This window comes from Pedococcus sp. P3_C7, from assembly GCF_056402615.1.
The window spans coordinates 124761-137916 of the sequence record NZ_JBFUHC010000001.1 but is presented as its reverse complement, the minus strand read 5'-3'; the positions used below and the strand labels follow the sequence as shown (position 1 = coordinate 137916).

Here is a 13156-nt window from a genome sequence, read left to right as displayed (position 1 = left end):
AGCGACCGGTTTATGTCCTTCCGTCTACCGTTGGCCCCGATGAGCACGCCAGACCACTACTTCACGGCCGCACCGGCGAGCCCCGCACAGCAGCGCACCATCACGGTGCGACTGGCCGGGAAGACCGTCGACGTTCGCTCGGCCGCGGGCATCTTCAGCCCCGGCGGGGTGGACCAGGGCACCGCCGTCCTGCTCCGGCACGCCCCCGCACCACCCACGCAGGGCGCCCTGCTGGACCTCGGCTGCGGCTGGGGCCCGATCGCCCTCACCTTGGCGCTCCGATCGCCCCAGGCGACCGTGTATGCCGTGGACGTCAACGAGCGTGCGCTGGACCTCCTGCGCACGACCGCGGCGTCGCTGGGACTGGACAGCGTGCACGCGAGCCAGCCGGACGGCATACCCGAAGAAGTGCGGTTCGACGCGATCTGGTCGAACCCGCCCATCCGGGTCGGCAAGGCGGTCCTGCACGACCTGATGCTCACCTGGCTCCCCCGGCTGGCGCCGGGCGGCGTCGCCTACCTCGTCGTGCAGAAGAACCTCGGCTCGGACTCGTTGCAGCGCTGGCTGGTCGAGAACCTCGACCCCCACGTGCATGCCGTGTCGCGGTTCACCTCGGAGAAGGGCTTCCGGATCCTCGAGGTGCGTCGTTCGCCTGCCGACGCGGCAGGCGCCTAGCGACTCGGCCGCACCACCATCGCCGACCCACCGCCACGCCGCGTCGTCTCGGCCGCCGCCTCGGCCTTGCCGTGGCCGAGGAGCCGGATCGCCACAGCGTTGCCGATCGGGTCCTGGAGGGCGAGCACGTGGCCCTGGGCGCGGAGCGCCGCGGCCTCGGGCGAGTCAAGCAGGGCCTGCTCGGCGTTCTCGGTGCCGTTGCGCGAGGACAACCGTGGTGCCGCGATGGCGTCGACGAGGGACAGGTCACGATCGAGGTACTCCGTGATGATCTGGGCGACGGTCGTGATGATCGTGGCGCCGCCGGGGCTGCCCACGCTCAGGAACGGCTTGCCGTCCGCGAGGATGATCGTCGGGCTCATCGACGAGCGCGGGCGCTTGCCGGGACCAGGCAGGTTCGGGTCCGGGACCCCTTCCTTGAGCGGCGCGAAGTTGAAGTCGGTGAGCTCGTTGTTGAGCAGGAACCCGTAGCCCGGAACGGTCAGGCCTGAGCCGCCGTACTGCTCGATCGTCGTCGTGAACGAGACGACGTTGCCCCAGCGGTCGGTCACCGAGAGGCTGGTCGTCGAGCGGCCGTCCGGCGCGGCCGGCGTGCGACCCGCGCCCGGGGCGCACGAGGCATACGAGCCGTCCGGCGACCCGAACGGGACGGGGCGCGTCATCGCCGTCGCCTCGGAGAACAGGCAGGCGCGCTCGTTGGCGAAGCCCTGGCTGAGCAGCTCCCGGGTGGGGACGTCCGAGACGTCACCGACCCAGCGGTTACGGTCAGCGAAGGCGGTGGCGGAGGCCTCGCTGAAGCGGTGCAGGTACTCGGCGTTGCTCACCTGCGACAGGTCACGCCCGGTCTGCCGGTCGTAGGCCTCAAGCAGGTTGAGGATCTCGCCCACGGCGATGCCACCGGAGCTCGGAACGCCCATGCCGTAGACGTCGAGCCCGCGGTAGCTGGCATGGGTGGGCTTGCGGTCGAGGGCCCGGTAGGCAGCGAGGTCGCGCAGCGTGATCTGCCCCTTCAGGACGGTGTCGCCCGGTGCGGTGCTGGGGTTGCGCGCCTCGTCGACGATGGCCCGCCCGAGCGTGCCGCGATAGATCGACTCGACCCCGTGCAGCCGGATCTCGCGGTAGGCCTTGGCGATGTCGGGGTTGTTCCATCGGCTGCCCACCGCCGGCGCCTTGCCACCGCGCAGGAAGACTCGGGAAGTCTCGGGGAAGCGCGCGAAGCGGGCCTCGTTCTCAGCGGTCAGGTCGTGGAAGGACTGGTCGACGACGATGCCGTCGACGGCCTTGCGTTCGGCTGGTTCGAGGAGCCGTCCCAGCCGCATGGTGCCGTGCAGGTCGAGGGCGCGCTGCCACAGCGCCGGGGTCCCCGGCACCCCCACGGACAGGCCGGAGTTGACCGCCGTGGCGAACGGCAGTGGAGCTCCCGTGGCGGGGTCGATGAACGACTCCTCGGTGAAGGTCGCGGGCGCGGCCTCCCGGCCGTCGATCGTCGAGACCTTGCCGCTACGCCCGTCGTGCCACACGAAGAAGCCACCTCCACCGATGCCGGAGGTGTAGGGCTCGACGACGCCGAGCATCGCCGCCACGGCGATCGCGGCGTCAGCGGCGTTGCCCCCGCGTCGGAGCACGTCGATCCCGGCCTGGCTGGCGTCGCGGTCCACCGACGAGACTGCACCGCCGTAGCCGGTCATCTGCGGCACCTTGGGCAGCTGGGCAGCACCTCGACCAGCGTGGTGTTCCGGCCCGGCCGACGCCGCCACGGGGGCGACCAGGGCGACGGCTGCGGTGAGGGCTCCGACGAGCGCGGTGGAGAGCAGGGTACGGGGACGCTGAGGGCTCATGAAACGACCGTATTCCGGCATTTCGGGCTTCGCACCTCGGGGCGAACGTGGGGCACCAGGACCAGCCAGAGCCGTCAGGCCGGCCAGAGCAGCCGGACGGGCCAGAGCAGCGGGTCAGACCAGGTCAGTGGTGCCGTCGGCGACGAGGGCAGCGGGGCCGGCCAGCTCGACGTCGTGGCCAGGGAGGGCCCGCACCCTGAGTCGGCCACCGGGGACGTCCACGGTCCACGTGTCCGTCACGTCGCCGGCCCAGAAGCGGGTGGCCAGGGCTGCGGCGGCCCCCCCCCCCACGACCGGGTCTCCCCCACGCCACGCTCGTGCACCCGCATGCGGATGTGCCCGACGCCCATGGGCCGGACGAACTCCACGTTGCTGCCGTGCGGAGGAAGCGGGTTCACCAGCGGAAGCCGGTGCAGGTCGAGGGAATCCAGGTCGATCTGCTCAGGCAGCGCGACCACGGTGTGGGGATTGCCGAGGTCGAGGCTGAGCGCAGAGAGGGGCTCGTGCCCGTCGAGGTGGACGAGTGCGTCGAACCCCTCCTCGTCGGCGATCACCTGCTGGGCCAGGCGCCACGGCCCGAGGTTGACCGCGATGAGGTCGGGCGACTCGAACCGGACCAGCTTGGTGCCGGCCCTGGTCGCAATGGAGAACTCGTCCGCCGTCTCGAGGCCCTCACGGCGCAGGTACGCCGCGAAGACCCGCGTCCCGTTGCCACACATCTCGGCGACGCTGCCATCGGCATTGCGGTAGTCCATGAACCACCTGGCAGCCTGAGCCTGCGCCAGGATGCCGCCCTCGGTCGCCAGGGCAGTCGGCACCACCCGGATGACGCCATCACCACCGATCCCCGCGCGCCGGTCGGCCAGCCGGGCCGCCTGCTGCGCGGTCAGGTCGCGGACACCCTCGAGGTCGGGCACGAGCACGAAGTCGTTCTCGGTCCCGTGGCCCTTGGTGAAGGGGGTCTGGTCAGCCATGGGCCCCATTGTCCCTGATTGCCGCCCGGACCAGGGCAGCTGCCTGGTCGGTCACGTCGGGGGCGAGCGCATCGAGCCACGTGATGCGCGGGTCGGGGTTGAACCACGACTCCTGACGGCGGGCGAAGCGTCGGGTCAGCGCGGTCGTCTGCTCCTGCGCCCGCTCGGTGGTGAGGATCCCGTCGAGCTCAGCCAGCGCCTGCGCGTAGCCGAGCGCGCGTGAGGCCGTCCGGCCCTCGCGCAACCCCAGCGACTCGAGGTGACGCACCTCCCCCAGCAGCCCCTGCTCCCACATGTGCCGCACCCTGGTGGCGATGCGTTCGTCCAGTCGGGCGCGCGGCATTCGCAGGCCGACCATGACGGCGGGCTGCACGAAGGTGCGCGTGGGCATCGTGGCCGAGAACGGCCGCCCGGTCAGCTCGATGACCTCCAGGGCGCGCACGATCCGTCGCAGGTTGCCTGGCTCCATCGCCTGTGCCGCAACGGGATCCAGCTCTTCGAGGCGAGCATGGCTCGCGGCAGCACCGACCGCGTCGGCTTCGGCTTCGAGCCTCGCGCGCACTGCGGCGTCTGTCGGGGGGATGTCCAGGACGTCGAGGGCAGCCCGGACATAGAGTCCCGAGCCGCCTGCCAGAACCGGGTGGTGCCCGCGGCCCTGGATGGCGGCGAAGTCGGCTCGAGCCGCCGCTTGGTAGGCGGCAACGCTCGCCTCCTGCGTCACCTCGAGCACGTCGAGCTGGTGATGGGGTATGCCGCGGCGCTCGGCGAGCGGGACCTTGGCCGTCCCGATGTCCATCCCGCGGTAGAGCTGGCTGGCGTCCGCACTGACCACCTCGCCACCAAGGGCTTCGGCCAGGTCCAGCGCGAGGTCTGACTTGCCGGTCGCGGTGGGCCCGACGACGCCGACGACCATGGGGGTCATCGGGTCACAGGTCGTGCTCGTGGTCGTGCCAGTGCGCGCTATCGGGGTCGTCATGGTCGTGGTCGTGGCCGAACGGATCCGGGTCGACACCGGGGTGCCATGCGAACCCGGGCTTGCCCCATCCCTGCTTCTTGACCGCCTTGCGCGCCTTCCTGGCCCACCGCTCGCTCAGTCGGTCGACATAGAGGAACCCGTTGAGGTGGTCGTACTCGTGCTGCATGCAGCGGGCGAACCAGCCGGTGGCCGAGAACGAGAGCTCCGCACCATCGACGTCGAAACCGGTCACCGTCGCCGACTCGCCGCGCTTGAGCGGGAAGCTCTCCCCTGGCACCGAGAGGCATCCCTCGGCCTCGTCGTGCGGGTCCGGCTCGTCGAGTGAGGGCTTGGTGGACGTGAGGTAGGGGTTGACGATGGCCCCCCGCGCGGGGACGCCGTCCTCGTTGTCCATCTGCCAGGTGAACACGCGAAGGCCGACGCCGATCTGGGGAGCGGCCAGGCCAACTCCGTGGGCAGCGTCCATGGTGTCGAACATGTCCGCGACGAGGTCGCGCAGGTCGTCGTCGAACTTCGCCACGGGTTCGGCCCGGCGGTGGAGCACGGGCTCGCCGGTGATGACGATGGGGCGGACGGTCATGCCGGGAAGTCTTCCAGACGGTGCCGGCCGCACCGGATTCCGGGTGGCGCCGCGCTCAGCCGCACGACGGCGCCGGGACCGCGGCCGGTCGACCCACACCCGGCATACCCAGGGACACACCCGGCTTGCCCGGGACCGGCGCGTCCTGCAGGGCGGCCCAGGCGTCGCCACCCGCGGTGCGCCGCACCGAGTAGGCGCCACCCTCAAGGGCGGCATCAGCAACGAGGTGGTGGGGCGCGCCGTAGGTGACACCGACAGTGACCATGTCGCCGGGGCGAGGGCGTTCGGCACCCTCCGGCACGGCGAAGTGGACCAGACGGTTGTCGCGGGCGCGGCCCGAGAGGCGGTGGGTCGCGGTGTCCTTGCGACCTTCGCCGGTGGCGACGAGGACCTCGACGTCCCGACCCTCGACGGTGCGGTTCTCGGCCCAGGAGATCTCCTCCTGTGCGGCGATGAGCCGTTCGTACCGCTCCTGGACCACGGCCTTCGGCACTTGGTCCGCCATGGTCGCAGCCGGGGTGCCCGCGCGGATCGAGTACTGGAAGGTGAACGCGCTCGCGAACCTGGACTCGCGCACCACCCGCAGCGTCTCCTCGAAGTCCGCCTCGGTCTCGCCCGGGAAGCCCACGATGATGTCTGTCGTGATCGCGGCGTCGGGGATCTGCTCCCGCACGCGGTCGATGATCCCGAGGAACTTCTCGCTCCGGTAGGACCGGCGCATCTGCTTCAGGACGCTGTCCGACCCCGACTGCAACGGCATGTGCAGGCTCGGCATGACGTTGGGGGTCTGCGCCATCGCGGCGATGACGTCGTCGGTGAAGGCCGCCGGGTGCGGGCTCGTGAAGCGCACCCGCTCGAGTCCGTCGACCTCGCCGCAGGCCCGCAGGAGCTTGCCGAACGCGAACCGGTCGCCGAACTCGACGCCGTAGGTGTTGACGTTCTGCCCCAGCAGGGTGATCTCGACGACCCCCTGTTCGACCAGGGCCTGCACCTCGGCGAGCACGTCACCGGGGCGCCGGTCGGCCTCCTTGCCGCGCAGGCTCGGAACGATGCAGAACGTGCAGGTGTTGTTGCAGCCCACCGAGATCGACACCCAGCCTGCGTAGGCAGAGTCGCGTCGGGTGGGCAGGGTGCTGGGGAACACCTCGAGGCTTTCGAGGATCTCGACCTCCGCCCGTTTGTTGTGGCGGGCCCGGTCGAGCAGGGCGGGCAGGCTGCCGATGTTGTTGGTGCCGAACACGACATCGACCCAGGGGGCCCGCTGCACGATGGTCGAGCGGTCCTTCTGGGCCATGCAGCCGCCGACCGCGATCTGCATGTCGGGGTTCCTGGTCTTCGCGGGACGCAGCTGGCCGAGGTTGCCGTAGAGCTTGTTGTCGGCGTTCTCACGCACCGCACAGGTGTTGAAGACGACGACGTCAGCCGCCTCCGGCCGCGTGGTCGCAGGCAGGCTGTTGACGTCGACGTAGCCCGCGGTCTCGAGCAGGCCTGCGAGCCGCTCCGAGTCGTGCACGTTCATCTGGCAGCCGTGCGTGCGGACGTCGTAGGTCCTGGGTGCAGTCGTGGTGGTACTCATCGCACGCCAAGGGTACGTGGTGAATGCGCCAGCTCAGTCTCGCTGGTGCTCGGGGGCGTCGGCGATCGCCTCACGGATCACAGCCATGGCCAGGTCGGCGGGGTAGCCCTTGCGGGCCAGCATCCCCGCGAGCCGGCGTTTCTGGACGACGGGGTCGAGCCCGTGCATCGACCTGAGCCGCTTGGTCACGAGCTGTGCGGCACGGTCCCGCTCGTCCTCCGGGTTGATCGACTCGAGCGTCGCCCGGGCCGTCTCGTCGTCGACGCCCTTGGTCCGCAGCTCGCGGGCCAGCGCGCGCCGGGCCAGTCCCCGACCGGCTTGCTGCGACCGGACGAGCATCCCCGCGTAGGCCTCGTCGTCGACCAGCCCGACCGAGGCCATCCGGTCGAGCACTGCTTCGGCGATGTCGTCGGGGCAGTTGCGCTGGCGCAGCTTGTCACGCAGCTGCTGGCGACTCTTGGGCGACAACGCGAGCTGTCTCAGCACGATCTGGCGCGCGACGTCGTAGGCATCCGGCTCGCCGTCACGGGTCTGCAGGTCTGCCTCGGGGCCACCGGGGATGGGCTGCCAGGCCCGTGGGCGTGCCGATCTCGGCTGCCGCTCGTCGGCCGGAGCGGTCGCGGACGTCGCGGCCAGGGCCGCCTCGAAGGCTGCCCTGGCCGCGTCGTGTCGTTCAGTCATTCGGGATCACTCAGTCGGGATCAGTCGGGATCAGTCGGGATCAGTCGGGATCAGTCTGGATCGCTCAGTGGTGGGTCGCCCGAGCCGTGGCTCAGAACTCGACCGGCACCTCGGGGATCGAGTCGGCCGGCTTGTCGACCTGCGGGCCGATCCCGAGCTTTTCCTTGATCTTCTTCTCGATCTCGTTGCCGAGGTCGGGGTTGTCCTTGAGGAACTGACGAGCGTTCTCCTTGCCCTGGCCGAGCTGGTCACCCTCGTAGGTGTACCAAGCTCCGGCCTTGCGGACGAAGCCCTGCTCGACGCCCATGTCGATGAGCCCACCCTCACGGGAGATGCCCTGGCCGTAGAGGATGTCGAACTCGGCCTGCTTGAACGGCGGCGCCACCTTGTTCTTGACGACCTTGACCCGGGTGCGGTTGCCGACCGGCTCGCTGCCGTCCTTGAGGGTCTCGATGCGACGCACGTCCAGGCGCACGGAGGCGTAGAACTTCAGCGCCTTGCCACCCGTCGTCGTCTCGGGCGAGCCGAACATGACACCGATCTTCTCGCGCAGCTGGTTGATGAAGATGGCCGTCGTGCCGGTGTTGTTGAGGGCACCGGTGAGCTTGCGCAGGGCCTGGGACATCAGCCGGGCCTGCAGACCGACGTGGCTGTCACCCATCTCGCCCTCGATCTCGGCACGTGGCACGAGCGCGGCGACGGAGTCGATGACGATGATGTCGATGGCGCCCGAGCGGATCAGCATGTCGGCGATCTCGAGCGCCTGCTCCCCCGTGTCGGGCTGGCTGACGAGGAGCGCGTCGGTGTCGACCCCGAGCTTCTTGGCGTAGTCAGGGTCGAGGGCGTGCTCGGCGTCGATGAACGCCGCGATGCCGCCGGCCTTCTGCGCACTGGCCACCGCGTGCAGCGCGACCGTCGTCTTGCCCGAGGACTCCGGGCCGTAGATCTCCACGACGCGACCGCGCGGGAGGCCACCGATGCCGAGCGCGACATCGAGCGCGATCGAGCCGGTGGGGATCACGTCGATGGGGGGCCGGACGTCGTCGCCGAGGCGCATGACCGCGCCCTTGCCGAACGACTTCTCGATCTGCCCCATCACGCTGTCGAGGGACTTTGCCTTCTGGTCCACAGTGGGAGTGTTCGCTCCAGCCATTCTGGCCACCATTCCTTCTTTCGCTTCGAGTCGGGCGCGCCTGCCTTCGACCCTGGGGCAGCTGATCGCTTGTCGGGTCAGACGCTAGGTGTCGGCACCGACAGCCGTCCGGGGCCGCTCGCACGGCCTGTGGACGGTGGGTCTGTCGTGGTTCCACCTGTGGACGAACATACCGAACACCTGTTCGAAATACGGCATCCGGCACGCGACACGCCGCGGCGAGTCCGATCAGCCTTCAGGGCGAGGCAGGGCGGCGCGTCGGCGTGTGCGGAATGCCGTCCTCCACGAAGCCGCGCCCGCTGGGTGCGAAGCCGAACCCGGCATACCAGTCGACGAGGTGCGACTGGGCGTCGAGCACCACAGGCCGCTCCCCTGCCGCCTCGAGCGCGGCGCGCATGAGCAGTGCGGCCCGGCCCTGGCCGCGCGCGTGCGGCGCGGTCGCCACCCGGCCGATGCGCAGCGCCTCCCCGTCGTCCAGGACTCGCAGCGTGGCCACCGGTGCGCCGTCCTGCTCGACCCACAGGTGACGAGTCGCCGGTTCGAGGTCACGGCCGTCGAGATCCAGGTAGGGGCAGTCCTGCTCGACGACGAACACCTGGGCGCGCAGGGCCCACAGCCGGTAGCCCGTCAGCGGGTCGAGGTCGGCGAAGCCGGCCGATCGCACCGCGCCAGCGCCCACCACGACCCCGTCCGCAGGCTCCACCATGATCCCGATGCTAGGCGCCCGAGGGACTACGAGAGCAGGAGCTTCTCGAGGCGACGTGCCGTTCCCACGACGCCGATCCCACCCAGCACCACGAGGTAGCCCACGTGCACGAGCACCCCCCAGCCGACATCTCCGAGCATCAGCGCGCGTTCGAGGGCGACCCCGTGGTAGAGCGGCGTGACCCGCACCAGCCACTGGAGCGCCTCGGGATAGGTCGACAGCGGGAAGAAGGTCGCCGAGAAGAGGAACATCGGCTGGATTGCCAAGGTGATGTAGTCGAAGTGCACCCAGGACTTCATGAAGGTGGTCGCGAACATCCCCAGCGCGGCGAAGGCGAACCCGATGAAGATCGCCGCCGGCAGGGCCAGCAGGGCCCACCACGACCCGACGGCCCCTGCGAGCAGCGCGACGACGAGGAAGGCAGCGGAGTAGAGACCACCACGGATGAGGGACCACGCGATCTCGCCGACGGCGATGTCACGCGGACCCATCGGTGTCGCAAGCACCGCGTCGTAGAGCTTGGCGTAGCGCAGCTTGAAGAACACGTTGAAGGTCGAGTCGAACACTGCGCCGTTCATCGCCGAGGCGGCCAGCAGCGCGGGCGCCACGAACTGGGGGTAGGACACCACTGCCCCCGAGTCGGTGGTGACGGTCTTCACGAGCGCACCGATGCCGATGCCGAGGGAGAACAGGTAGAACACCGGCTCGGCGAACCCGGTCACCAGCGCGATCCAGCCGTGGCGGAACGACGTGACGTTGCGTTCGATGAGCATTCTGGCCAGCCCGGCCCCGGCAGGCATCGGCACCAGCCTGGCCAGCCGCGCCGACGCCTGCCCGCGGACGGGCCCCGACGCGGGACCGGACGCGGGCCGGGGGTTGGAGGTCGAGGTGCTCACGGGACCAGCCGCCTCGCGAAGGACTTCTCCGCGAGCCACCAGCCCACGGCGGCATACACGGCCAGCACGAGCAGGTGACCGAAGAACGGCGCGCCGACCGCGGCACCCGTCGCCACTGCACGACACGCCTCGACCCCGTGCCACAGCGGAGTGACCCACGCGATGGGCTGCATCCAGCCGGGCAGCTGCTCGATGGGGAAGAACGTGCCGGAGAACAGCATCAACGGCGTCACGATCCAGCGGAACAGGATATTGAAGCCGTCATCGCCCTCCTGCCTGGCGGTGAAGGCGAAGATCGGGGTGGTGAACGCCATCCCCGTGAGGATCGCGATCGGCAGGCAGAGGACTGCGAACACGGACCCGAAGCCACCGAACAGGGACGCCACCGCCATGAAGATCGCCGTGGCCGTCGTGAGGTGGGCAGCCACCGCGAGGAAGTGGCCCCGCAGCACGTCGCGTACGGACATCGGGGACGCGAGCATGGCGTGGTAGCCCATGTTCCACTTGATGTAGCCGAGGACCTGGTAGGTCGACTCCCCCATCGCGACCCACATCGTCTGGGTGGCGACGATGGCCGGGACGACGAACTGCAGGTAAGGCAGGCCCCCGACTCCGCCCACCCGGTCGTCGACGAGCGAGCCCAACCCGATGCCCATCGCCAGCAGGAAGAACAGCGGCGACAGGAACCGACCGATGATGCTCCCCCGCCACGTGCGTCGGTAGACCGTGAGGAAGTACGTGAAGACGGCCAGGACCCGCTCGGCGGCAGACAGCGGCTGGCGGATGCCATGGTCCGCCCGGGACTGGTGATGAAGCTGCGGGTGCGGCTGCTGGAGCGACATCAGTCCACCAGCGTTCGGCCGGTGAGGTGCAGGAACACGTCCTCGAGCGTGGCTCGGCGCACGAGCGAGGACAGGGGTGCGATCCCGCGCGAGTGCACCACCGCCGCGGCCTGGTCACCGTCGTCGGCGTAGACGAGGAGCCGGTCGGGCAGCACCTCGACCCGCTCGCCGATCCCGGTGACCTGCTCGGCGAAGTCCTTGTGGTCCTCGGCGTCAAAGCGCAGCTCGAGGACCTCTCGCGTGGAGAACTCGTCGATGAGCGAGCGCGGCGACCCCTCGGCGACGATCCGTCCGTGGTCCATGACGACGAGCCGGTCGCAGAGCTGCTCCGCCTCGTCCATGTAGTGGGTGGTCAGCACGAGCGTCACGCCCGACCGCTTGAGCCGGAACAGCCTGTCCCACAACACATGTCGGGCCTGTGGGTCCAGACCGGTGGTCGGCTCGTCGAGCAGGAGGATCTCGGGTGAGTTGATGAGGGAGCGCGCGATCGTGAGACGTCGCTTCATCCCGCCCGACAGCGGCTCGACCTTGTCCTTGGCGCGGTCGGTGAGCTGGGCGAAGTCGAGCAGCTCAGCCGCCCGCGAGCGCACCTCCTTGCGGGAGAGTCCGAAGTAGCGCCCGTAGATCCGGAGGTTTTCCTCGACGGTGAGCTCCTCGTCGAGCGTGTCGCGCTGCGGACAGTTGCCCAGCCGGGCCCGGATGGCGGGGCCGTTGCCGGCCGGGTCGAGCCCGAAGAGGCGCAGCTCGCCGCTCGTCACCGGGGACACGCAGCCGACCATTCGCATCGTGGAGGACTTGCCGGCGCCGTTGGGCCCGAGGAACCCGAAGCACTCGCCCTTGCGGACGGCGAAGTCGATCCCGTCCACCGCCGTGAACTCCCCGAACTTCTTGGTCAGTCCGGTCGCGCTCAGCAGGATCTCGTCGTCACCACTCACTCGCCCCAACCTAGCGAGGTCCACCGACAGACTCACGCGCATTTCTGTCAGGTGGTCCAGGCCGTCAGGTGGTCTGGGTGGCCTCGAGCTCGGCGACGAGGGTCCGGGCAAGCTCGGCCGCCGGCAGCCGGCGCAGCCGGCCGTGGCCCGTGCCGGCCCACAGGTTGACGAGCTCGGCCTCCCCAGTGGCCTTCCCGTGCGCCCGCAAGGGCGCAGTGAGGTGGTGGACGTGCGGGTATGCCGCGGGCGCGGCCTCGGTGAACAGCTCGGTCCACGTCGTGGTCAGGGCACGGGCACTGCGTCCGGTGAAGGCGCGGGTCACGGTGGTGCCGGTCCGATGGGTCAGGGCATGCCGGTGCACTGGTGCGGTCCCGGCCTCTGGGCAGTCCAGGAACGCCGTGCCCAGGGCCACCGCAGTCGCGCCGGCGCGCAGGACGGCGGCTGCGTCGGCCCCGGTCATGACCCCTCCAGCGCCCATCACCGGCAGTGAGGTGTGGCGGACCATCTCCTCGACCAGGGGCAGCAGCCCGGACTGGGTGGCGCCGGTGTCGACCGGGCCGCCGCGGTGACCTCCCGCCTCCCAACCCTGCACGACGAGGCCGTCCACGCCGAGCTCCTGCGCCCACTCGACCTCCGTGGCCTCGTTCACGGTGACCCACACCGCGACCCCGGCGGCCTGCAGCCGCGTGACCACGTCCGCAGGCGGCCACCCGAAGGCAAAGCTCACCAGGGCGGGCGACAGCTCCACGAGGAGGTCGACCTTGGCCTCGAACGCGTCGTCGTCGTAGCGCGGTGTCCCCAGCTCGACGCCCGCCGACGCCGCCCACGGTGCGAGCAGCTCGGCATACTCGAGGGTTTCCTGCTGCATGGACGGGCTGTCCGGTGACGGCGCAAAGATGTTGACCCCAAAGGGATCTGACGTCATTGCCCGCAGGGCGACGACGTCGTCGCGAAGGCGTTCCGGGGTGAGGTAGGCGCCCGCGAGGAAGGGGAACACTCCGCCCTCGCCGGCTGCTGCGGCGAGGGCGACGGTCGACGGCCCGCCGGCCATCGGTGCAAGGACCAACGGGTGGGCGGACCAGTCGACGGAAGTCACTTCGCCGGTCTCCGCTCGATGCCGAGCCGACGGGACTCGGGCACGTCCATCGCGTCGCAGAGCGCGAGCCAGACCCGACGAGGGCTCTCCCCCGCCTCGAGAGCCTGGACCACCGTGCGCTCGCCGAGGACCCCGAGCACGAGGTGCTGCGCGAGCGAGGAGGCGTAGCCCTCCCCGAACTCGTCGTTCATCAACACCCAGAAATGGCTCAGCCGCACGCAGTGAGTG

13 protein-coding genes and 1 pseudogene are annotated in these 13156 nt (G+C 70.2%); 1 reads left to right on the top strand and 13 read right to left on the bottom strand.

Going from position 1 to position 13156, the window contains the following annotated elements; translation table 11 throughout:
• Positions 1 to 39: 39 nt before the first annotated feature.
• Entirely contained in the window at positions 40 to 675 is a 636-nt protein-coding gene (locus AC1DS4_RS00630) for a class I SAM-dependent methyltransferase (protein ID WP_477612523.1), read from the top strand.
• Here AC1DS4_RS00630 and ggt read toward each other — a convergent pair.
• The 13 genes and pseudogenes from ggt to AC1DS4_RS00565 form a co-directional block, all read right to left on the bottom strand.
• Positions 672 to 2513 (bottom strand): gamma-glutamyltransferase, encoded by a 1842-nt coding sequence (gene ggt / locus AC1DS4_RS00625; protein ID WP_477631952.1) that lies wholly within the window; start codon positions 2511 to 2513, stop codon positions 672 to 674. The genes AC1DS4_RS00630 and ggt overlap by 4 nt on opposite strands.
• Positions 2514 to 2627: 114 nt before the next feature.
• Positions 2628 to 3487 (bottom strand): annotated as a pseudogene (dapF, locus tag AC1DS4_RS00620) (diaminopimelate epimerase).
• Positions 3480 to 4409 carry a tRNA (adenosine(37)-N6)-dimethylallyltransferase MiaA gene (gene miaA, locus AC1DS4_RS00615; RefSeq protein WP_477645975.1) on the bottom strand — a complete coding sequence of 310 codons (930 nt, stop codon included), beginning with the start codon at positions 4407 to 4409 and terminating at the stop codon, positions 3480 to 3482. The pseudogene dapF and the gene miaA overlap by 8 nt, the downstream one beginning before the upstream one ends.
• A gap of 4 nt (positions 4410 to 4413) precedes the next feature.
• Entirely contained in the window at positions 4414 to 5043 is a 630-nt protein-coding gene (gene def / locus AC1DS4_RS00610; protein WP_477612519.1) for a peptide deformylase, read from the bottom strand.
• A 55-nt stretch (positions 5044 to 5098) separates the two neighbouring features.
• Positions 5099 to 6619, bottom strand: a complete 1521-nt coding sequence (gene miaB, locus AC1DS4_RS00605; RefSeq protein ID WP_477612518.1) for a tRNA (N6-isopentenyl adenosine(37)-C2)-methylthiotransferase MiaB — start codon at positions 6617 to 6619, stop codon at positions 5099 to 5101.
• A gap of 33 nt (positions 6620 to 6652) precedes the next feature.
• Positions 6653 to 7300, bottom strand: coding sequence for a regulatory protein RecX (locus AC1DS4_RS00600; protein ID WP_477624653.1), 648 nt, complete (start codon positions 7298 to 7300; stop codon positions 6653 to 6655).
• Positions 7301 to 7391: 91 nt separating this feature from the next.
• Positions 7392 to 8453 (bottom strand): recombinase RecA, encoded by a 1062-nt coding sequence (gene recA, locus AC1DS4_RS00595; protein WP_477612516.1) that lies wholly within the window; start codon positions 8451 to 8453, stop codon positions 7392 to 7394.
• 235 nt (positions 8454 to 8688) lie between these two features.
• On the bottom strand, positions 8689 to 9159 hold the full coding sequence (locus tag AC1DS4_RS00590) for a GNAT family N-acetyltransferase (RefSeq protein WP_477631951.1): 471 nt from the start codon (positions 9157 to 9159) through the stop codon (positions 8689 to 8691).
• A gap of 26 nt (positions 9160 to 9185) precedes the next feature.
• Positions 9186 to 10055 carry an ABC transporter permease gene (locus AC1DS4_RS00585; RefSeq protein WP_477612514.1) on the bottom strand — a complete coding sequence of 290 codons (870 nt, stop codon included), beginning with the start codon at positions 10053 to 10055 and terminating at the stop codon, positions 9186 to 9188.
• Positions 10052 to 10897, bottom strand: coding sequence for an ABC transporter permease (locus tag AC1DS4_RS00580; protein WP_477631950.1), 846 nt, complete (start codon positions 10895 to 10897; stop codon positions 10052 to 10054). The genes AC1DS4_RS00585 and AC1DS4_RS00580 overlap by 4 nt, the downstream gene beginning before the upstream one ends.
• On the bottom strand, positions 10897 to 11832 hold the full coding sequence (locus AC1DS4_RS00575) for an ABC transporter ATP-binding protein (RefSeq protein WP_477612512.1): 936 nt from the start codon (positions 11830 to 11832) through the stop codon (positions 10897 to 10899). Before AC1DS4_RS00575 ends, AC1DS4_RS00580 begins: the two co-directional genes overlap by 1 nt.
• A gap of 64 nt (positions 11833 to 11896) precedes the next feature.
• Positions 11897 to 12928, bottom strand: coding sequence for a nitronate monooxygenase (locus AC1DS4_RS00570; RefSeq protein WP_477631949.1), 1032 nt, complete (start codon positions 12926 to 12928; stop codon positions 11897 to 11899).
• Positions 12925 to 13146 (bottom strand): DUF3046 domain-containing protein, encoded by a 222-nt coding sequence (locus AC1DS4_RS00565; RefSeq protein ID WP_477612510.1) that lies wholly within the window; start codon positions 13144 to 13146, stop codon positions 12925 to 12927. The genes AC1DS4_RS00570 and AC1DS4_RS00565 overlap by 4 nt, the downstream gene beginning before the upstream one ends.
• Positions 13147 to 13156 lie beyond the last annotated feature (10 nt).